The following is a 19421-nucleotide window of genomic DNA, read 5'->3' on the forward strand; positions in this document are numbered from 1 at the left end:
ATAGGCAACAATTACGGCCGGTTTGAGACGGATCAAAAATTCAAGAAATCAAAGCTCTTGCAGTCGAGCCAAAAACAATTATACTTTGTGGCCCTTGACTGTCAAAGCGTCAATCACCGTTTTTCTGGATAGGCCATGTCGGAAAACCAGCCCACCTGGAGGCTCAAGACCCCACCGCCCGAGGCGGCCCTGCCCCGGGCCGAGCAGGAGCGGATTGCCCAACGCCTCGAGGTCAGCCCGTTGCTCGTCCATCTGCTGTCCCTGCGCGGTCTGGCTTCCGAACGGGACATGGACAAGTTCCTGAGCCCCGGCCTGCGCTATCTGCACCCCCTGGACAGATGGCCCGGCGTCGAGGCGGGCGCGGAACTCATGCGCCAGGCCGTCGAGGAAGGACGCAGGATCGCCGTGTGGGGCGACTACGACGTGGACGGCATCACTGCCACGGCCCTGGTCAAGGATTTCATGGCCGCCCGGGGCGTCGACATCCTGCACTTCATCCCCGACAGGCTCGACTTCGGCTACGGTCTGCACCTGGACGGCATCCGGGATCTGGCCGACAAGGGCGTCGGGCTGCTGCTGACCGTGGATTGCGGCATCGCCAGCACGGAAGAGATCCGCGCGGCCAAGGATCTGGGCATGCAGGTCATCGTCACCGACCATCATCTGCCCGGGCAGGAGCTCCCTGGCGCCGACATCATCATCAATCCCAAGCTTGGCGGCTGGCCCTCCCCCAATCTTTCCGGCGTGGGCGTGAGTTTTCTGCTCATGGGCGCCCTGAACCGCATTCTGCCCGGCCCCCAGGTCGACATCCGGGATTTCCTGGACCTTGTCGCTCTCGGCACCGTGGCCGACGTGGTCCCGCTTGACGACCAGAACAGGATCCTGGTCAAGAACGGTCTGCTCCTCATCAAGGAAGGCCGCCGCTTCGGCATCCAGGCCCTCAAGGAAATCAGCGGCCTGACGCCGGAGGAGAGCGTCGGCACCGGGGCCATCGGCTTCGCCCTGGCCCCGCGCATCAATGCCGCCGGGCGCATCGGCGACCCGGACCTGGCCGTGCGCCTGCTTCTGGAGAAAAACCGCGACGAAGCCCGCATCATGGCCGAGCAGCTCGACCGGCTCAACACCAAGCGCAAGGTCGAGGAGCAGCGCATCCTCGAGGAGGCCATCATCCAGGCCGAATCACAGCTCCATCTGCCGGGACTGGTCCTGCACTCGGAGCACTGGCACTCCGGCATCATCGGCATCGTCGCCTCGCGTATCGTGGAGCGCTTCCACCGCCCCTGCCTCATCCTGACCAAGGAAAACGGCATCTTCAAGGGGTCCGGCCGCTCCACGCCGACCTTCGACCTCTACCAGGCCCTGCTGTCCTGCAAGCAGTGCCTCTACAAGTTCGGAGGACACCGCCAGGCTGCGGGCCTCAAGCTCGAGCCATTCCAGCTGGCCAACCTCAAGAATCTCTTCGCCTGGGCCGTGGAGGAGCAGCTCGGGGCGAATCCGGCGCCGCCCATACTGGAGCTGGACGCCGAACTGCCCTTCTCGTTCATCGACCATACCTTTCTCAAGGAGCTGGAGCTGCTGCAGCCCTACGGCCAGGGCAATCCGAGACCCATCTTTCTCTCGCCGCCCCTGAATATCCTGCGCCACCGCTTTTTCAGCCAGAAGAAGCATCTGGAACTCCACCTCTCCGACACCACCGACCAAACGAGCATGCGCGCCGTTGCCTGGCGCCAGGGCGAACGCTGGCAGGACACATCACTTGAAGGCCGAAGGGTCAAGATCGCCTACACCCCCCGCTTGTCAAAGTTCAACGGTCTGATGCAGATCGAGCTGTCCGTCCAGGAGATCCTGGCCGTCGAGTGAACGCCCTTTCCTTTGGGCCTGAAAACACGTAGAAGACGGAAAAAACGGAGGAATGACCTATGAAAGCCATACGGAATATGGCCATTCTCCTCGTGCTGCTGTGCACGGGATGCGCGGCCGTCGTGGTCGGCGGCGCGGCTGCGGTGGGGACATACACGTATGTCGCAGGCCAGTTGAAAAAAACCTACAACGTGAATCTCGACGGGGCATATCGGGCGTCCATCGCAGGCTGCGAATCCCTGGGACTCCCTGTGCTCGAACGCGAAATGCAGTTGAGCCAGGCGACGGTCAAGACCAGGGACGGAGAGCGTGAGGTGTGGATCAATCTCAAGACGCAGAGTTCGACAACCACCGAGATTTCCATCCGCGTGGGATACCTGGGAGACGAACAGGCGTCACGGCGCATTCACGACGCCATCGGCGCCAAGCTGTAGTAGCCCGACGGCACCCGCGGCTCGCCGCTACGTCCATGCAAAGCGCATGGCCTTCATGAACGCGGGGCCGAAATCATCCCTTTCCACCAACGACTCCACCCTGACCAACGGGGGCAACCCGGCGAGCCACCGCCGGGTTCCCTCATCGCGCAAGGCCAGCATGGTCCCCGCCAACGACGTGTTGCCGGCCATCGTGACCCGGTCTTTCCACACCTCCGGCAGGAAGCCCAGGGCGACCAGATCCTCGGTCTGCGAGTGCTCCCCGAGGGCGCCGGCCAGATAGACCGCCGCCACGTCCCCCTCGGCCAAGCCCGCAAGCCCGACCAATGTCCTGAGACCGACATTGACGCCGGCCTTGGCCTTCAAAAACTCCTCGACATCCCGTTCCGCCAGGAAAACATCTCCATCCAGCTCGAAGATCCTGCCCAAGGGATGTTCGCGCACCCGTGTCCCGACCTTGCGCGCCAGGGGCATGGATCCCGCCCGGAAGTGTCCGTCCATGCCGACAAGCCCCAGCCGGAGCAGCAGAGCCAGCAGCGACATGTAACCCGTCCCGGAGATGCCCGTCATGTTCCGCGTATCCCACCGCAGGCCGCCCGGTGTCAGTTCGGCCCTGCTCAGGACGCCCTCCCCGGCTGCGGCGCCGCAGCACAGCCCCACGCCCTCGATGGCCGGTCCCATGGGCACGCTGCACGCGAAATACCGTCGTTCATCCACGGCGAGGACGAACTCGCCGTTTGTCCCAAGATCGGCGAGTATATAGGGGTAGCGGGGGCGTTGCGCGGTAATGCAGGCCAGGCCGGCGCTGACGTCGGCCCCGATGAATGGCCCCAGCAGGGGCGGAATGTACGCCGGCGGCAAGTCCGGACCGAGATCGACGACCTCGCCGCCCCGCCATGGCAGGCTGTACGGCGCGTAGGCCAGGCCAGTCAGGGAAACGTCGAGCAGGAGGGAGACCATGGCGCTGTTCGCGGAAAGGGCCATGGCCGTAGCGCCGCTCGCTCCGACCACATCCCGCAGCACCCGCAGTACGGATTCCCGGAGATGACTGCGTCCGGCCGGGGACGCAAGAGCGTAGCGCAGCCTGGACATGATTTCGCTGCCAACGGCCATCTGCGGATTGAACACCGCATATTCGCGGCCATGCTCATCGCCTCGCCGGAGAGCCCATTTGATACGCGTGGTCCCGACATCGATCGCCACCCCGTCTGCACGACCAAACTTCGGCATGGCCGGCGGCGGGCCGGGATCCTCTATCCGACAGGAAACTGTCGCCTCATGCCGGCAGGACAGGCGCCATCCGGCAGCCACCTCGTCCGCCCCAAGGCGCAGAAAGTCCTCGGGACACGGCGAGGGCGCCGACGTCAAAAAGCGGATTCTGCATTTGCCGCACAGCCCGCTTCCACCGCACACGAGTCGGCCACGGCCGACGCCGGCCTCGAACAACGCGTTCAGGAAGGAACGGCCCGACGCGACGCTAATGGATTCAACTTCGCCGGAATGCTGTCGTATTTCGATCGTCAGCACAGGACAAGACGCCTGCCGTCGCTTCTCTGTCGCTCGACGCCACCGATGATCGCGGCCATTTCGCCCTGCGCCGTAAGCCATGCGCGCACCTCGTCGACCAGTTCCTCTGGCACGGCCAGCACCATACCGCCCGAGGTCTGCGCGTCGAACATGAGGTCCACCGTAATCGGGTCAAGCCCAGGAATCTGCATGACGGTCTTGTCACAATAATGCCTGTTGGCATGGCTGCCGACCGGCAAGAGGCCGATTCCGGCCAGTTCCGCCGCGCGACCCATGATGGGCACGGCACCGGTTTGCAGACGGACAGTACATCCCGAGGCCGTGGCCATTTCAAGCAGGTGCCCGCCCAGCCCGAACCCGGTTACGTCCGTTGCCGCGCGCAGGCCGAATGCGGCGATCGCCGCCCCCGCGGTCCGGTTCAACCGCGCCGCCCACGTGAAGAGCTCCTCTTCGTCGGCTTCCGCACCGTCCCAGCCGGCCTTGATGGCCGTCGCCAGGACTCCCGAACCGATGGGCTTCGTCAGGATCAGGGTATCGCCGGGACGCAGCCCGGCATTGGTCGCGTACCGCTCCGGATCGATGATCCCGGACACCGAGAGGCCGTATTTGAGTTCCTTGTCCTGGACGCTGTGCCCACCGACGAGCATCGCGCCCGCCTCGCGGATCTTGACCAGGCCGCCGCGCAGTATCTCGCGCAGCACCGAAATTTCCATCGACGACGACGGGAAGCACACAATGTTCATGACCGCATAGGCTTCCCCCCCCATGGCGTAGACATCCGACAGGGAGTTGGCCGCGGCGATCTGACCGAACCGGAATGGATCGTTGACGATGGGCGTGAAGAAATCGAGAGTCTGGACCAAGGCCTTGCCGGGAGGGAAAAGGACGACGGCCGCGTCCTCGCTGTTTCCCAGCCCCGTAAGGATTCGGTCGTCCGGACTCACGTCGAGCCCGCTAAGCGCCTGCTCCAGGTCCCCTGGAGAGAGCTTGGAGGCTCAACCCGCGGCAGTGACTGTCTGTACAAGAGGCGTCTTGTTCACGACTGTGTCCTCACCTGATTTTCAGCGTTGTTTTTGAGATATTCTATCAGCTTCAGGGCTGCCGGAAAGAGGGAACGCTTCGTGTTGAACACGACGTAAAACGAGCGTTCCATCTGCAGATCGGGCAAATCCAAGGCGACCAGGCGCCCTGTTCGCAATTCGGGGCCAACGGTGATCGCGGAGGTTATTGCGGCGCCCATCCCGGCCGAGAGACAGCGCGCCATGGCGCCGGCATTGCGGACCATCATGACGGTGCGCAGCGAATTCACGTCGATGGAGAAGCCGGCCAGACTCGCCGCCATTGCCATCCTCGTGCCGGAGCCCTCCTCGCGCATGACCCACGGCAGGCTGCGCAGCAACTCCTCAGGGGGAAGATGCGCGGTGCGATCTCTCAGGGCCGGTGTCATGACAAGCACGAGGGAGTCCGTGGCGATAGGCTCGAAATGAAGGTCGGGAGACTCGAAATGGCCGCCGACCACCCCGAGCATCAACGCGTTGTCGCGAACCCGGCTGACGATGTCTTCGGAGTCTGCGATGTGCAGGTCCATGATGACCTCTGGGTAGGTCTGCCAGAATCCGGCCAGAAGAGGCGGCAGGATGTAATTGGCCGGAATGGTGCTTCCGCCGAGGTCGAGCTTGCCGGTGATGCGATCCTGCAGCTTCCGGATTTCGGAAATGGCAAGTTCAGATGCTTCGAATATGCGCTTGGCATGCTGATAAAGCACGTCTCCGGCCTTGGTTGGCACCACGGTTCGACCGATGCGGTCGAAAAGCTGCACTTCGAGTTCCTGCTCAAGCGATGCGACATGCGCGCTGATGGTCGGCTGGGAAAGATACAGCTCCTTCCCGGCCCGAGAAAAACTCCGGTTTTCATACACCTTGGAAAACGCTTCAATCTTCCGTATATCCATAATGAGCAATCCTTGGCATAGATAAAAGCGATAGGTATGGTTAAAAAATAAGGCAGCCGTGCTGCCTTATTTTTGCTCAACTATTCTTCGCTCTTGCCAGTTTCCTCAGCAGGTGCGGATTCGGCCAGTCGAGTGAATTCGATCATGGCCATGGGGGCACTGTCACCGACGCGCGGGATGCCGAACTTGACCACACGCGTGTAACCGCCGGGGATTTCCTTGAAGCGCGGGCCGATCTCGTTGAAGAGCTTCTGCACGCTGTGATGGCTGCCCAGTATCGCATAGGCTTGACGGCGGGCGTGCAGGCTATCCACGAGGGCCATGGTGACCAGCTTGTCGGCCAGGATGCGCAGTTCCTTGGCCTTGGCTTCCGTGGTCCGGATGCGCTCGTGCTCGACCAGGGAACGGGCCATATTCTTCATCAGGGCCTTGCGGTGTTCCCACGTGCGCCCCAGTTTTCGACCAGAGTTTCTATGCCTCATCTTCTTCGTTCCTCTTTAACCAATCCTGGTACAATTCATCGAAATTATCGACTCTGATGCCAAAATCCAGGCCCATGCTCTCCAGCACCCGGCGGATGTCCTCAAGGGACTTGCGGCCGAAGTTCTTGGTCTTGAGCAGGTCGGCCTCGGTCTTCTGAACCAGTTCACCGACGATATGGATGCCGGCGCTTTTGAGGCAGTTGCTTGCCCGCACGGGTAATTCCAGATCCTCGATGTTCTTGAACAAGTTCTCGTTGACCTTGTCCTGAGGCTTGGTCTTGGCCTTCTCGATGTCGGCCGACCCTTCGTCAAAATTGATGAAGACGGTCAGCTGTTCCTTCAGAATCTTGGCGCTGTAGGCAAGTGCATCGTCAGGCGTGATGGAGCCGTCCGTCCACACTTCCATGATCAGCTTGTCGTAGTTGGTCATCTGACCGACACGCGCCTGCTCCACGGCATACGCAACCTTGCGGATGGGGGAGAAGCTCGAGTCAAGAGTGATCACGCCAATTTCGTTGTCCAGATCCTCATGCATTTCGGCAGGCACGTATCCCTTGCCCATGCGAATCTCCAGGTCCATGACGAGGTCGATGTCCTCGGACAGGGTGGCGATGTGCAGTTCGGGGTTGAGGATTTTGATGTGCTGGTTCTCTACAATGGCCGAGGCCTTGACCTCGCCCTTTGCGTTGGCAATGAGCTGAACCCGCTGGGGTTCAGGGGTGTTCATGGCCACGCGCAATTGCTTGAGGTTAAGGACGATGTCCGTGACATCTTCATTCACGCCCGGGATGGTCGTGAATTCGTGCTGAATGCCCTGAATCTTGACCGATACGGGCGCAGCGCCCTGCAAGGAGGACAGCAGCACCCTACGCAATGCGTTTCCGATGGTGGTCCCGAACCCCCGTTCAAGGGGTTCGCAGACGAACCGCCCGTACATGGCGTCGCTCTTCGAATCCTTTTCCAGCTGTTCGGGCCTGACAAGCTCTGCCCAATTCCGGACGTAAACCTTTTTGTCTCCGCTATACGTAGAACTCATGTTTACCGCCTGCTATTTGGAGTAGAGTTCAACAATCAACTGCTCCGTCATCGGGAAAGTGATATCTTCTCTGGTCGGGAAAGCCTTGACGGATCCCTTCAGGGCAGGAGCATCAATCTCGAGCCATGCAGGCACGCCACGACGGGCGACAACTTCCAAAGCTTCGTTAATGACGAGGTTCTTCTTGGTGCGGTCGCGCACTTCAAGAACGTCACCCGGCTTCATCTGAATCGACGGCACGCTGACGCGACGGCCGTTCATGAGGAAAATCCCATGCCGAACCATCTGACGGGCCTGGCTGCGCGAATTGGCGAAACCGAGCTTGTACGCGACGTTGTCGATGCGCGTTTCAAGCAGGGTCAGCAGATTCGTACCGGTGACACCCTTGCGGCGTTCGGCTTCCTCGAAATAACGGCGGAACTGGCCCTCGAGAATGCCGTACATCTTTCTCACCTTCTGCTTCTCGCGCAGCTGGAGAGCGTAATCACTGGGTTTCTTGCGCGCTTTGCCGTGATCGCCGGGCGCATAGGCGCGACGCTCGAAAGCACACTTGTCCGTGTAACATCTATCGCCTTTCAGAAAAAGCTTTCCGCCTTCTCTACGGCAAATCCTGCATTTTGGGCCTGTATATCTAGCCAAGGTAAAACCCCCTATACTCTACGACGTTTGGGCGGACGACAACCATTGTGCGGAATCGGCGTGACGTCGCGGATAAAGGCGACTCGCAGGCCGACGGCGTTGATGGCGCGCATGGCGGACTCACGTCCGGAACCGGGTCCCTTCACGAGAATGCCGACGGTGCGCATGCCGCAGTCCATGGCTTTGCGGGCAGCGGTCTCCGCTGCTTTCTGAGCCGCGAAGGGGGTGTTCTTGCGGGACCCCTTGAACCCGGATGCACCGGAACTCGCCCAGCTGATGACGTTCCCCGTGGGATCGGTGAACGTGATGATCGTATTATTGAACGTGCTGTTCACATGAGCGATACCCGTGGGGATATTTCTCTTTTCCTTTTTCTTGATGACTCTCTGAGGTCTTGCCATGTGTCTGTCTCCACCCAGTTACTTTTTCTTCTTACCAACAATGGCTCTGCGTGGACCCTTGCGTGTGCGCGCGTTGGTATGCGTGCGCTGTCCGCGACAAGGCAAGCCGCGTCGATGTCTCAGTCCTCTGTAGCAACCAATGTCCATGAGGCGCTTGATGTTGGCAACGACTTCGCGACGCAGATCACCCTCGACCTTGTAATTGGCCTCAAGTTCTTTGCGCAGGATGTTGACGTCGTCCGCAGTGAGGTCATCACTGTTCTTGGTCCAATCAATGCCCGTAGAATCAAGGATTTTGAGAGCTGTAGCCCGGCCGATCCCGTAAATATATGTCAATGCAATATCGAGCCTTTTATTTCTCGGCAAATCTACACCAACTAATCTTGCCACAATATCCCCCTATCCTTAACCCTGTCTTTGTTTATGCCGCGTATTGTCGCAGATCACACGAAGCACGCCTTTGCGCTTGATGATCTTGCATTTGGGACAAATCTTGCGAACTGAAGGTCTAACTTTCATTGAATCCCCCGAAGCTTTTCAATTGGATCCCAGTCGGCTTACACCTGGCTGAGAATGATTGGTCCGTCCTTGGTAATCGCCACAGAATGTTCAAAATGAGCTGACAGGCTTCTATCTTTGGTTACAGCGGTCCACCCGTCGGAGAGGATTTCGACCTGGTCGGACCCCATGGCAACCATTGGCTCAATGGCGAGCACCATACCCGGCTTCAAAGGCAGTCTCGAGCTGTCCCGCGGCACGAAATTGGGGATTTCCGGCTTCTCATGAAGCATCCGGCCAATTCCATGCCCTACGAAACGCTTGACTACGGAGTACCCTTGAGCTTCGACACATTCCTGTACAGCCCGTGAAATATCGTAAAGGTCGTTTCCTGGCTTGGCCTGGGCAATCCCTCTATACAGGGAGTCCCGGGTGACTTCCAGCAAACGGGCCGCGCCCTCACTGATATTTCCTACAGGAAAGGTCCTTGCGGTATCACCGTAAAAACCCTGAAACTTCACACCAAAATCTATGGACAGAATGTCTCCGTCCCGCAAAGGCGCCTTGGTGGGAAAACCGTGCACGACCACTTCGTTGAGCGAGCAGCAGAGCGCGTACGGAAAACCAAGATACCCCTTGAACGCCGGAACAACCCCGTAGTGAGCACAGAGGTCGTTCGCCTTTTCCTCAAGGTCCCAGGATGAAACTCCGGGAGCCACCATCTGCCCGAGTGCATCGAGAATAAGAGCACCGATGCGGTTGGCTTCCCGGAGTAGAGCTATCTCCTGATCATTTTTCAGGAAGATGCCTCTATGCTTTTTCAACCCTGTCTGCCCTTGATCTTTGCCTTGGCCAACAGGCCGTCATAACGCCCCGAAATGAGATGGGACTGGACCTGGGCCATGGTGTCCATGGCTACGCCCACGACAATGAGCAGCGACGTGCCGCCATAATAGAAGGGCACATTGAACTGCTTCATGAGCACCATGGGCAAAACGCAGACGGTGGAGATATACAAAGCGCCCCACAAAGTCAAACGCGTCAGAACCTTGTCGATATACTCGTTCGTCTTGAAACCAGGACGGATGCCTGGAACGAAAGCCCCTTGTTTCTTGAGGTTTTCGGAGATTTCCTTGGGATCGAAGACGATGGCGGTATAGAAGAAGCAAAAAAAGACGATGAAGCCGACAAAACAAATGTTATAGAGCAACGAATCGGGCCGGAAATAATCGGACATGCGATTCAGGAACTCGACATGGGAGAAGTTAGCGATCGTCGCAGGAAACATCAGAATCGAAGAGGCGAAGATCGGCGGAATGACACCGGCGGTATTGATGCGCAGAGGAAGGTGACTCGTCTGCCCACCGTACATTTTCCGCCCGACCATCCGTTTTGCGTAATGGATGGGGATTCTGCGCTGCGCACGTTCCATGAACGTAATGCCCACGAGCACTCCGGCCATGACGACCAGAACGAGCAGCACAGTGAACAGGGATACGTCGCCCGCCGTAAACAGGCGGAACGACTTTCCGATCCCGCTGGGCAGACCTGCGATGATGCCAGCGCAGATAATGAGGCTGATGCCGTTGCCGATCCCTTTTTCCGTGATCTTCTCGCCGAGCCACATAATGAATATCGTCCCGGCCGTAAGGGTCAGGACGGTGATCAGACGGAATCCCCAGCCGGGCATATACACGATGGCAGCCCCGGTGGGGCTGGTCATGCTTTCGACGCCAACGGCGATTCCAAGACCCTGGATGACGGAAATGAGAACAGTGCCATATCTGGTGTACTGAGTGATCTTCTTCCGTCCGGCAGCTCCCTCCTCCTTGCTCAGTCTCTTGAGTTCGGGACTGACAACGGTCAGGAGCTGCAGGATGATGGAAGCGGAGATGTACGGCATGATGCCCAAGGCGAAAATGGACAGATTCTTGAGACCGCCGCCCGAGAACATGTCAAAGAGACCGAAGAGCGTGTTCTGGGCGTTGGCAAAGAAGTCCGCCAGGGCGTTACCGTCAACACCGGGTATCGGCAGATGCACACCGACACGGTATACGGCCAGAAGAAGAAAAGTCCAGATGAACTTGCTTTTCAGCTCCGACGTGCCAGTGTTTGCGCCTTTGGATATACTCACAATAGTTATCCTTCGATGGAGATTGCTTCACCACCAGCGGCAGTGATCTTCTCGACGGCCTGCTTGCTGAACTTGTGTGCAGTGATCTTCAGCGCCTTGCCGGCCTCACCGTCGCCGAGGATCTTGACGGGCATGTTGCGATCGACGAGACCGGCAGCATACAAATCCTCGATGGTCACTTCGCTCTTGTCGGCGAAAGCGGCGTACACTGTGGACAGGTTCAGGCCCTGGTACACGACACGGAAGGGATTCTTGAACCCACGCTTGGGCAATCGGCGATAAAGGCGCATCTGGCCGCCTTCAAACCACGGAGCCACGCCGCCGCCGGCGCGGGCGTTCTGACCCTTGTGGCCCTTGCCGGAGGTTCCGCCCTGGCCGGACGCGGTGCCGCGGCCAATTCTCTTCACCTTGGCGCGTTCCTCGGGAAACGGATAGAGTTCGTGCAGGTTCATTATTGAATAACCTCGACAAGATGCTTGACTTTATTGATCATCCCGCGAACGCATTCGTTGTCGGGAAGCGTACGGACCTGGTTGAGCTTGGTGAAACCGAGAGCCTTCACGGTGCGCTTCTGAGCGGGATTCTGCGTGATCAGGCTCTTTGTCAGTTTAATCGTGATCATAACTGCACCTATTTTCTCTTGATGGTGAGGGACTTGCCCCTCATCCGTCCGACGTGTTCGGCGCTACGAAGCGAGCGCAATCCGGCAAACGTGGCGCGAAGAACATTGTGCGGATTGTTCGTGCCAATGGCCTTGGTCAGGATGTCATGGACGCCGACGGCCTCCATGACAGCACGAACCGGTCCGCCGGCGATGATGCCGGTACCTGCGGACGCGGGCTTGAGGAGCACGTGCCCGGCGCCGAAGTTCCCAACGATCTCGTAGGGAATGGTGCCATCCAGAAGTTCAACCTTCTGCATGCTTTTCCTGGCACGGTCGGTAGCTTTCTTGATGGCGTCCGGCACCTGGTTGGCCTTACCCAGGCCGAATCCGACGGTACCCTTGCCATCGCCGACGACGACCAGAGCGCTGAAACTGAATCGGCGGCCACCCTTCACAACTTTGGCGACGCGATTGAGATAGACTATTTTCTCAATGAGTTCAAATTCGTTCTGTTGCATGGATGTCCTCTATTAAAAATTTAAGCCGCCTTCTCTGGCTCCATCGGCAACGGCCTTGATCCGGCCATGGTACACGAAGCCGTTGCGATCAAAGACCACGGAAGTGATGCTCTTCTTGATCGCCTCTTCGGCAACTTTCTTTCCCACCAACTTCGCGTTCTCGACAGTCAGGCGAGTGTTGTCGCCTTCCAGGCTCAGCGTGGAAGCAGAAGCCAGGGTCGCGCCGGCAAGATCGTCGATGATCTGGGCGTAAATGTGCTTGTTAGACCGGTAAACAACCAGACGCGGACGGTCGGGCGAGCCGTTGACCTTTTTGCGAATCCGGGTCTTGCGGTTCTTACGGGCTTCTTCACGTGATAATTTCATGGCGTATCCTATTTCTTGCCGCCGGATTTGCCGGCCTTGCGACGGATAGTCTCATCAGAGTACTTAATGCCCTTGCCCTTGTACGGTTCCGGCGGACGCACACGACGAATCTGAGCGGCCACTTCGCCGACAACCTGCTTGTCGCAACCGGAAATGGTGATCTTGGTGTTGTCCACCTTGGCCTGTACCCCGGCGGGGAGCACGAAGTTGACCGGATGCGAAAAGCCGACATTAAGAACGACCGTGTTACCCTGGACGTTGACCTTGTAGCCGACACCAATGACGTCGAGAGTCTTCTCGAAGCCCTTGGTCACGCCGGTGACGGCGTTGGCCAGCAAGGTTCTCCGCAGCCCGTGCTGCTGACGAGCAATGCGGGTGTCTTCCGCAGGGGTCACGAAAATCGTGTTGTTTTCGACCTTAACTTCAATGGCGGGGTGCGTGGCCAGGGAAAGAGCGCCCTTGGGCCCCTTCACTTCGATCACGCCCTCCGCAATTTTGAAATCAACACCGCTGGGGATGCTGATGGGCTGTTTTCCTACACGAGACATAGCGATCTCCTACCAAATCTCACAAAGAAGTTCGCCGCCAACGCCGATTTCGGCAGCCTTTTTGCCTTCAAGGATGCCCTTGGAGGTCGACAAGATGCAGATGCCGAGGCCATTCTGGACAGAAGGAATCGACTTAGCACCGACATAAATACGGCGGCCGGGCTTGCTGATTCTCTTCAGACCAGCGACGACGGGCTTGTTCTCGTGGTATTTCAGATCGACCAGGAGAGCTTCGTTCTCCTTGGCATACCCGTTGATATAGCCTTCTTCGTTCAATATTTTAAGCAGCGCCTCGCGGGTGCGACTGGGCGGAACGGAGACACTGGAATGCATCGCCTTGTATGCATTACGAATTCGAGTCAACAAATCTGCGATAGGATCTATGACAGACATGAGCGTACCTCATTTACCAACTAGATTTTCTTACGCCTGGCAATTCACCGGCAAGGGCCATATTCCTGAAGCAGATTCTGCAAATGCCAAACTTGCGCATAAAGGCCCTGGGACGGCCGCAAATAGGACACCTGTTGTACTGGCGTGTGGAAAATTTGGGCTTCCGCTGCGCCTTGACCATGAGTGATGTGCGAGTCAAGTTACACTCCTCCTTACTTCTTGAAGGGCATTCCAAGAAGCTTCAACAGCGTCTTGCCTTCTTTGTCAGTCTGGGCAGTAGTTACGACTGTAATATTCATACCCACAGGCTTCTCGATCTTGTCCATTTCAATTTCCGGAAAGATCGTATGTTCCTTGATGCCCAGGGTATAATTTCCACGTCCGTCAAAGCCTCTGTCCGGAACACCGCGGAAGTCGCGGACTCGGGGAAGGGCGATGACAATGAGCTTTTCGAGGAAAGCCCACATTGCGTCTCCGCGAAGCGATACACGGCAGCCTACAGGCATTCCCTCGCGCAGCTTGAAAGCGGCGATGGACTTCTTTGCCCGCGTTACAACAGCCCGCTGACCAGCAATCAGAGACAAATCGCGTACAGAATCCTGAATGATTTTGTTATTCTGGCTACCCTCACCAAGTCCCATGTTCAATGAGACGCACTTGATCGAAGGAATCTGCATTACAGACTTGTAATTGAATTCCTTCGCGAGTTCGGGAGCGACTTTATCTTTGTAGATCGTTTCGAAACTACTCATTGCTGCACCTTAGCTGATCGTTTCATTGCATTTTTTGCAATAACGAACTTTCTTGTTATCGTCGGTAATCTTGTAGCCGAGGCGAGTCGGCTTGGAGCAGGCGTTGCAAATCACCTGAACATTGGAAATATCCAGGGGCATTTCCTTCTCGACAATCCCACCCGGCTGGTTGTTGTAGGGATTGGGCTTGGTGTGCTTCTTCACCATGTTAGCCTTCTCGACAATAACCTGCTTCTTGCTGCGCAGAATCTTGACAACCTTACCGATCTTGCCCTTGTCTTTTCCGGCAAGAATAATGACGTTGTCATCTTTGTGAATTTTCCAAACCTTGGTAGACATAACTTACAACACCTCGGGGGCTAAAGATACGATCTTCATAAAGTTCTTCGCCCGCAATTCACGCGCAACAGGTCCAAAAATACGAGTACCCATAGGCTCAAGGTTCTTATTCAGCAGCACTGCCGAATTGTTGTCGAAGCGGATGAAGGTTCCGTCGGGGCGTCCAATCTCCTTTGTTGTTCTGACAACTACTGCCTGGAGAACATCGCCCTTCTTGACCTTGCCATGAGGGATGGCTTCTTTGACGGAGACCATGATAATGTCGCCGACACGAGCATAGCGCCTCTTGCTACCGCCTAGCACCTTGATGCAGGCAACCTTTTTGGCTCCGGAATTGTCTGCGACATCCAAAGTCGTCTGCATTTGAATCATTTTGCAATCCCCTACAAAGCTCTTTCAATGATTTTGACCAGATGCCAATTCTTCCGCGCACTCAAGGGGCGGTGTTCGACGATCTGAACCTTATCCCCAATGTGACATTCATTGTTGGGGTCATGAGCCATGAATTTCTTTCTGCGGCGGATATATTTTTTAAGAACAGGATGTTTGACCAGAGTCTCGACACGGACGACTATAGTCTTGTCGTTCTTATCGCTCACTACGAAGCCAACAAGAGTTCTCTTGTTTGATGTCTTTCCGCTGTTACTCATCACCTGTCTCCATGTCCTTCGCTTTCATAATCGTCAAAATCCGAGCAATGGATTTCTTAACAAGCGGTATTCTCTGACTATTTTCAAGCTGCGCCGTCGCGTGCTGAAAACGAAGATTCATCAATTCCTTGCGAAATTCACCAAGCTTTTCCTGGAGTTTCACAGAATCCAATTCACGTAACTGTTGAGCATTCATCCTGTCTTACTCCTTTTCGACTATGAGAGTCTTGATAGGCAGCTTGTAGGCAGCTCTTTGCAATGCTTCTTTGGCCAGCTCAACATCCACGCCTTTAATTTCGTAAATAATGCGACCTCTCTGCACAGGAGCGCACCAGCCTACCGGAGAACCCTTACCTTTACCCTGACGTACTTCCAGGGGCTTGGCAGTGATCGTCTTGTCGGGGAAGATTCGAATGAAGACCTTACCGCCTCTCTTGATATGTCGCATCATAGCGATACGAGCGGCTTCGATCTGCTGGCTCGTGATCTTTCCACACTCCATAGCCTTCAAACCGATATCACCAAAAGCAACCGTGGTCGCACGCTGCGCTAAGCCGCGAATACGACCCTTCTGCTGCTTCCGAAATTTGACTTTCTTGGGACTCAGCATCAGTTATCCACCTCGCTCAGGATCTCTCCCTTGAACACCCACACCTTGATGCCAATGACGCCGTAGGTGGTCTTGGCCAACGCTACGCCGTAATCGATGTCGGCACGAAGGGTGTGCAAAGGCACCCGGCCTTCTCTCGCCCACTCGGTGCGAGCGATTTCCGCACCACCCAGACGACCGCCACACTGCACCTTGATGCCCTGGGCGCCGAACTTCTGGGCCATGCCCAGAGTCTTCTTGATGGCGCGGCGGAAAGCCACGCGGCGCTCAAGCTGCTGGGCAATGGACTCGGCGACGAGCTGGGCGTCGGTTTCGGGGCGGCGGATTTCATTGACTTCGATCACGAACTCGCGACCGAACTTACCTTTCAGTTCAGCCCGCAGCTTTTCAATTTCAACGCCTTTCCGTCCGATAACAATACCGGGGCGCGCAGTGAAAAGAATCAAACGAACCTTGTCGGCAGCTCTTTCGATTTCGATCTTCGCAATGCCGGCGTGAAAGAGCTTTTCCTTCACGTATTTCCGAAGCTTGCTGTCCTCGAAAACATACTCGGCATACTTCTTGTCGCTGAACCAACGGGACTTCCAGTTTTTGTTGTACCCTAAACGGAATCCGTAAGGATGAACTTTATGACCCAAAGCACTGCCCTCCTAGAGTTCATCGACAACCACAGTAATGTGGCTGGTGCGCTTGATAATTCTGTAAGCCCGGCCCATCGCTCGCGACTGTATGCGTTTCCAGCTCGGGCCGCCGTCGATGCGAACTTCCTTTACATAGAGGTTGTCGACGTTCAGCTTGTAGTTGTGCTCGGCATCGGCAATCGCAGTCGTCAGGACCTTCTCGATCAGACGGGCAGCTTTCTTCGGGGTGAATTTCAGGACATTCAACGCATCCTCGACAGGCTTGCCGGTCACGTTACGTGCGACCAACCTGGCTTTCTGCGGAGAAACGCGTATAAACTTGGCAACAGATCTTGCTTCCATGTGAAACTTCCTGCCTATTTCTTCTTCTTATCAGCAGCGTGGCCAAAATATGTCCGGGTGGGTGCGAATTCACCAAGTTTGTGACCGACCATATTTTCGGACACAAACACCGGGATAAACTTCTTACCGTTATGCACAGCAAAGGTAAGACCGACCATCTCGGGAATAATCGTGGACCGGCGGGACCAGGTCTTGATCACCTGACGGCTTCTTTCAGCGTTGGACTTCTCCACCTTGGCGATAAGATGGCCGTCCACAAAGGGGCCTTTTTTCAGAGACCTTGGCATATCAACTCCTACTTAGTTCCGCGGCGTTTGACGATAAGCTTGGAAGAACTCTTCTTGGGCGAACGGGTCTTGTAACCCTTCGTGGGCTTGCCCCAAGGAGTCACGGGGTGACGTCCGCCGGAGCTTCTGCCCTCGCCGCCGCCAAGCGGATGATCGACCGGGTTCATGGCCACGCCACGGACCTTGGGCCGCTTGCCGAGCCATCTGTTGCGGCCGGCCTTGCCGATGGAAACGTTCTCGTGTTCGATATTGCCGACCTGTCCGACAGTGGCCGAGTTCACGGCCAGCACCTTGCGGACTTCACCGGACGGCAGTCTCAAGAGGACATACTTGTCTTCCTTGGCGATAACCTGAGCGTAGGAACCGGCGGAACGGACAAGCTGTCCGCCGCGACCCGGGTAAAGCTCCACGTTGTGCACGAGGGTACCCAAGGGAATCCTGGCCAGAGGCAGCGCGTTGCCGGGCTTGATGTCGGCCTTTTCGCCGGCCAGAATCTGGTCACCGACATTGATGCCGACAGGACAGATGATGTAACGCTTCTCGCCGTCTGCGTAATGCAGCAGGGCGATGCGAGCGCTTCTGTTCGGATCGTATTCGATGGTGGCAACCTTGGCGGGAATGTCCAACTTGTTGCGCTTGAAATCGATCAAGCGATACAGCGACTTGTTTCCACCGCCGCGACGACGCATGGTCACGCGGCCAAAATGGTTGCGACCGCTTTTCTTGGTCAAACCCTTGGTCAGGGACTTCTCAGGGGTCGTACGGGTGATCTCATCATACGTGAGCACCGTCATCGACCGGCGTCCGGCAGATGTGGGTTTAAGCTTGCGAATTGCCATGGTTATACCCCTTCAAAGAAATCGATCTTTTCGCCGGCAGCGAGAGAGACGTAAGCTTTCTTGTAACCGCTGAGCTTGCCGACCGCGCGACCGAACTTCTTTTTGGTCCGCGGACGGTAGTTAACGATGTTCACCGCAGTGACCTTCACGTTGAAGACATCTTCAACGGCCCGCTGAACATCGATCTTGTTCGCGGCAGTATGCACATAAAAAGCAACCTGATTGCCAAGCTCCTTGAGGCCCGTGGATTTCTCCGAGATCAGCGGCCTGAGTAATACTTGCGTGCTTTCCATTATTTCAACCTCTCCTGCAACACGGCGACAGCGCCCTGGTCCAGGACCATCTGAGGATACTTGAGGATTTCGTAGACGTTGACCGATTGCGGATCCAACACGAGAATGCCAGGAACGTTCCTGGCCGAAAGAGCAAGGTTGGTATCTTTTTCGGCAACAACAATCAAGGCTTTTTTCAGACCCAAGGTATTCTTGCAGGCCACGAAGTTCTTGGTCTTGATGTCGTCGAAGCGGAGCTGGTCGACAACGAGCAGGCTGTCGGTCGTGAACCTGGAGGACAGCGCCATCTTCAGGGCCAGCTTGCGGACCTGCTTGTTGATCTTGAAGCCGTAACCCCGAGCCTGCGGTCCGTGCACGATGGCACCGCTGCGCCACAGAGGGGAGCGGCTGGATCCGGCGCGGGCACGGCCGGTGCCCTTCTGGCGCCAAGGCTTCTTGCCGCCGCCGCTGACCAGGCCGCGGGTCTTCACGCCGACGGTGCCGGCGCGGAGCTTGGCCAGGTGGGAGCGCACGGCGAGGTGCAGCAATTCAGGCTTGACCTCGACCTGGAAGACATCGTCAGCCAGGGAAATCTCGCCGACTTCCTTCCTGTTCTGATCATATACTTTCGCGTTTGCCATTATCTTCACCCCTATTTCATCTTGCTGAGGACAACGATCCCCTGCTTGGGTCCCGGGACCTGGCCGCGAACCAACACGACATTGTCCTCAGGGCGGACGTCGACGATCTCGATGTTGAGCATGGTCGCCGTCTTGTTTCCGAGCTGACCCGGAAGCTTCTTGCCCTTGAATACCTTGCTCGGCCAGGCGCACTGGCCAATGGAACCGGGCTTTCTGTGAACCTGCTCATGTCCGTGCGTGGCCGGAGCGCCGGCGAAGTTCCAACGGCGGATGACGCCCGCGAAGCCGCGACCCTTGGAGGTGCCGGTCACGCGAACCTTTTCACCGGGGGTGAACATTTCGACAGTCAGTTTCTGTCCGATTTCATATTCATCGACGTTACCGAGACGGATTTCCTTCAGCATTTTGTAAAAGCCACAATTTGCCTTCTGCTGATGGCCCTGCTCAGGTTTGTTCAGACGATGCGCAGCAACTTCTTCGAAACCTACCTGCAAAGCAGTGTAGCCGTCTTTTTCACTGACCTTTTTGTCAATAACAGGACAAGGACCGGCTTGGATGACCGTGACAGGAATGACGTTGCCGTCAGCTCCGTAAATCCTGGTCATACCGATCTTGCGCCCAACAATTCCCAAAGTCTGTTTCATGATAGCCTCTCGT

33 protein-coding genes are annotated in these 19421 nt (G+C 57.0%); 2 read left to right on the forward strand and 31 right to left on the reverse strand.

Annotated features, from left to right (window positions below; genetic code table 11):
• The first annotated feature begins 135 nt into the window (after positions 1–135).
• Both recJ and ACYQ3G_RS17515 read left to right on the forward strand, forming a co-directional pair.
• Positions 136–1860 (forward strand): single-stranded-DNA-specific exonuclease RecJ, encoded by a 1725-nt coding sequence (recJ, locus tag ACYQ3G_RS17510; RefSeq protein ID WP_459828105.1) that lies wholly within the window; start codon positions 136–138, stop codon positions 1858–1860.
• 59 nt (positions 1861–1919) lie between these two features.
• A complete protein-coding gene (locus tag ACYQ3G_RS17515; protein WP_028576605.1) occupies positions 1920–2294 on the forward strand; it encodes a DUF3568 family protein in 375 nt (124 codons plus the stop codon).
• Between the two features lie 27 nt (positions 2295–2321).
• Here the strand turns inward: ACYQ3G_RS17515 and ACYQ3G_RS17520 are convergent, their stop codons facing one another.
• The 31 genes from ACYQ3G_RS17520 to rplC form a co-directional block, all read right to left on the reverse strand.
• Complete coding sequence (locus tag ACYQ3G_RS17520; protein ID WP_459828109.1) at positions 2322–3902, reverse strand: ASKHA domain-containing protein; 1581 nt, start codon at positions 3900–3902, stop codon at positions 2322–2324.
• A complete protein-coding gene (gene selD / locus ACYQ3G_RS17525; RefSeq protein ID WP_459828112.1) occupies positions 3815–4861 on the reverse strand; it encodes a selenide, water dikinase SelD in 1047 nt (348 codons plus the stop codon). The genes ACYQ3G_RS17520 and selD overlap by 88 nt, the downstream gene beginning before the upstream one ends.
• The gene (locus ACYQ3G_RS17530) at positions 4858–5772 is read right to left on the reverse strand and encodes a selenium metabolism-associated LysR family transcriptional regulator (protein WP_459828115.1); all 915 of its coding nucleotides are present in this window, start codon (positions 5770–5772) and stop codon (positions 4858–4860) included. Before ACYQ3G_RS17530 ends, selD begins: the two co-directional genes overlap by 4 nt.
• An 80-nt stretch (positions 5773–5852) precedes the next feature.
• Positions 5853–6254: a 50S ribosomal protein L17 gene (gene rplQ / locus ACYQ3G_RS17535; RefSeq protein WP_028576609.1), complete on the reverse strand. Its 402-nt coding sequence runs from the start codon at positions 6252–6254 to the stop codon at positions 5853–5855.
• On the reverse strand, positions 6244–7290 hold the full coding sequence (locus ACYQ3G_RS17540) for a DNA-directed RNA polymerase subunit alpha (protein WP_028576610.1): 1047 nt from the start codon (positions 7288–7290) through the stop codon (positions 6244–6246). Before ACYQ3G_RS17540 ends, rplQ begins: the two co-directional genes overlap by 11 nt.
• 12 nt (positions 7291–7302) lie before the next feature.
• On the reverse strand, positions 7303–7929 hold the full coding sequence (rpsD, locus tag ACYQ3G_RS17545) for a 30S ribosomal protein S4 (protein WP_459828119.1): 627 nt from the start codon (positions 7927–7929) through the stop codon (positions 7303–7305).
• An 11-nt stretch (positions 7930–7940) separates the two neighbouring features.
• A complete protein-coding gene (gene rpsK / locus ACYQ3G_RS17550; protein WP_028576612.1) occupies positions 7941–8330 on the reverse strand; it encodes a 30S ribosomal protein S11 in 390 nt (129 codons plus the stop codon).
• A gap of 18 nt (positions 8331–8348) precedes the next feature.
• Complete coding sequence (gene rpsM, locus ACYQ3G_RS17555) at positions 8349–8720, reverse strand: 30S ribosomal protein S13 (RefSeq protein ID WP_028576613.1); 372 nt, start codon at positions 8718–8720, stop codon at positions 8349–8351.
• A 15-nt stretch (positions 8721–8735) separates the two neighbouring features.
• Positions 8736–8849: a 50S ribosomal protein L36 gene (gene rpmJ / locus ACYQ3G_RS17560; RefSeq protein WP_084435309.1), complete on the reverse strand. Its 114-nt coding sequence runs from the start codon at positions 8847–8849 to the stop codon at positions 8736–8738.
• Positions 8850–8887: 38 nt separating this feature from the next.
• Positions 8888–9652 (reverse strand): type I methionyl aminopeptidase, encoded by a 765-nt coding sequence (gene map, locus ACYQ3G_RS17565; protein ID WP_459828124.1) that lies wholly within the window; start codon positions 9650–9652, stop codon positions 8888–8890.
• Positions 9649–10962 carry a preprotein translocase subunit SecY gene (gene secY, locus ACYQ3G_RS17570; protein WP_051306939.1) on the reverse strand — a complete coding sequence of 438 codons (1314 nt, stop codon included), beginning with the start codon at positions 10960–10962 and terminating at the stop codon, positions 9649–9651. Before secY ends, map begins: the two co-directional genes overlap by 4 nt.
• A 5-nt stretch (positions 10963–10967) precedes the next feature.
• Positions 10968–11414, reverse strand: coding sequence for a 50S ribosomal protein L15 (gene rplO / locus ACYQ3G_RS17575; protein ID WP_459828126.1), 447 nt, complete (start codon positions 11412–11414; stop codon positions 10968–10970).
• Positions 11414–11584, reverse strand: coding sequence for a 50S ribosomal protein L30 (gene rpmD, locus ACYQ3G_RS17580; RefSeq protein WP_028576617.1), 171 nt, complete (start codon positions 11582–11584; stop codon positions 11414–11416). The genes rplO and rpmD overlap by 1 nt, the downstream gene beginning before the upstream one ends.
• 8 nt (positions 11585–11592) lie before the next feature.
• A complete protein-coding gene (gene rpsE / locus ACYQ3G_RS17585; RefSeq protein WP_028576618.1) occupies positions 11593–12084 on the reverse strand; it encodes a 30S ribosomal protein S5 in 492 nt (163 codons plus the stop codon).
• 12 nt (positions 12085–12096) lie between these two features.
• Positions 12097–12450 (reverse strand): 50S ribosomal protein L18, encoded by a 354-nt coding sequence (gene rplR, locus ACYQ3G_RS17590; protein ID WP_028576619.1) that lies wholly within the window; start codon positions 12448–12450, stop codon positions 12097–12099.
• An 8-nt stretch (positions 12451–12458) separates the two neighbouring features.
• Positions 12459–12998: a 50S ribosomal protein L6 gene (gene rplF / locus ACYQ3G_RS17595; RefSeq protein WP_028576620.1), complete on the reverse strand. Its 540-nt coding sequence runs from the start codon at positions 12996–12998 to the stop codon at positions 12459–12461.
• 9 nt (positions 12999–13007) lie between these two features.
• The gene (rpsH, locus tag ACYQ3G_RS17600; RefSeq protein ID WP_028576621.1) at positions 13008–13391 is read right to left on the reverse strand and encodes a 30S ribosomal protein S8; all 384 of its coding nucleotides are present in this window, start codon (positions 13389–13391) and stop codon (positions 13008–13010) included.
• 13 nt (positions 13392–13404) lie between these two features.
• Positions 13405–13590: a type Z 30S ribosomal protein S14 gene (locus ACYQ3G_RS17605; RefSeq protein ID WP_015774926.1), complete on the reverse strand. Its 186-nt coding sequence runs from the start codon at positions 13588–13590 to the stop codon at positions 13405–13407.
• A gap of 13 nt (positions 13591–13603) precedes the next feature.
• Positions 13604–14143 (reverse strand): 50S ribosomal protein L5, encoded by a 540-nt coding sequence (rplE, locus tag ACYQ3G_RS17610; protein WP_028576622.1) that lies wholly within the window; start codon positions 14141–14143, stop codon positions 13604–13606.
• Between the two features lie 9 nt (positions 14144–14152).
• Entirely contained in the window at positions 14153–14482 is a 330-nt protein-coding gene (rplX, locus tag ACYQ3G_RS17615; protein ID WP_028576623.1) for a 50S ribosomal protein L24, read from the reverse strand.
• A 3-nt stretch (positions 14483–14485) separates the two neighbouring features.
• Entirely contained in the window at positions 14486–14854 is a 369-nt protein-coding gene (rplN, locus tag ACYQ3G_RS17620; RefSeq protein ID WP_028576624.1) for a 50S ribosomal protein L14, read from the reverse strand.
• 11 nt (positions 14855–14865) lie between these two features.
• On the reverse strand, positions 14866–15132 hold the full coding sequence (gene rpsQ / locus ACYQ3G_RS17625) for a 30S ribosomal protein S17 (protein WP_028576625.1): 267 nt from the start codon (positions 15130–15132) through the stop codon (positions 14866–14868).
• A complete protein-coding gene (gene rpmC / locus ACYQ3G_RS17630) occupies positions 15125–15328 on the reverse strand; it encodes a 50S ribosomal protein L29 (protein WP_028576626.1) in 204 nt (67 codons plus the stop codon). Before rpmC ends, rpsQ begins: the two co-directional genes overlap by 8 nt.
• 6 nt (positions 15329–15334) lie before the next feature.
• Positions 15335–15742 carry a 50S ribosomal protein L16 gene (rplP, locus tag ACYQ3G_RS17635; protein ID WP_028576627.1) on the reverse strand — a complete coding sequence of 136 codons (408 nt, stop codon included), beginning with the start codon at positions 15740–15742 and terminating at the stop codon, positions 15335–15337.
• Entirely contained in the window at positions 15742–16380 is a 639-nt protein-coding gene (rpsC, locus tag ACYQ3G_RS17640) for a 30S ribosomal protein S3 (protein WP_028576628.1), read from the reverse strand. Before rpsC ends, rplP begins: the two co-directional genes overlap by 1 nt.
• A 12-nt stretch (positions 16381–16392) precedes the next feature.
• A complete protein-coding gene (gene rplV, locus ACYQ3G_RS17645; RefSeq protein ID WP_028576629.1) occupies positions 16393–16725 on the reverse strand; it encodes a 50S ribosomal protein L22 in 333 nt (110 codons plus the stop codon).
• Positions 16726–16739: 14 nt separating this feature from the next.
• Positions 16740–17012, reverse strand: coding sequence for a 30S ribosomal protein S19 (gene rpsS, locus ACYQ3G_RS17650; RefSeq protein WP_028576630.1), 273 nt, complete (start codon positions 17010–17012; stop codon positions 16740–16742).
• 8 nt (positions 17013–17020) lie between these two features.
• Positions 17021–17851 carry a 50S ribosomal protein L2 gene (gene rplB, locus ACYQ3G_RS17655; protein WP_028576631.1) on the reverse strand — a complete coding sequence of 277 codons (831 nt, stop codon included), beginning with the start codon at positions 17849–17851 and terminating at the stop codon, positions 17021–17023.
• Positions 17852–17853: 2 nt separating this feature from the next.
• Positions 17854–18144, reverse strand: a complete 291-nt coding sequence (gene rplW, locus ACYQ3G_RS17660) for a 50S ribosomal protein L23 (protein ID WP_028576632.1) — start codon at positions 18142–18144, stop codon at positions 17854–17856.
• Complete coding sequence (rplD, locus tag ACYQ3G_RS17665) at positions 18144–18764, reverse strand: 50S ribosomal protein L4 (protein WP_459828139.1); 621 nt, start codon at positions 18762–18764, stop codon at positions 18144–18146. The genes rplW and rplD overlap by 1 nt, the downstream gene beginning before the upstream one ends.
• Before the next feature lie 11 nt (positions 18765–18775).
• Positions 18776–19408, reverse strand: a complete 633-nt coding sequence (gene rplC, locus ACYQ3G_RS17670) for a 50S ribosomal protein L3 (protein WP_459828141.1) — start codon at positions 19406–19408, stop codon at positions 18776–18778.
• Between the last annotated feature and the right edge of the window lie 13 nt (positions 19409–19421).

The organism is Desulfomicrobium salsuginis (assembly GCF_054657795.1).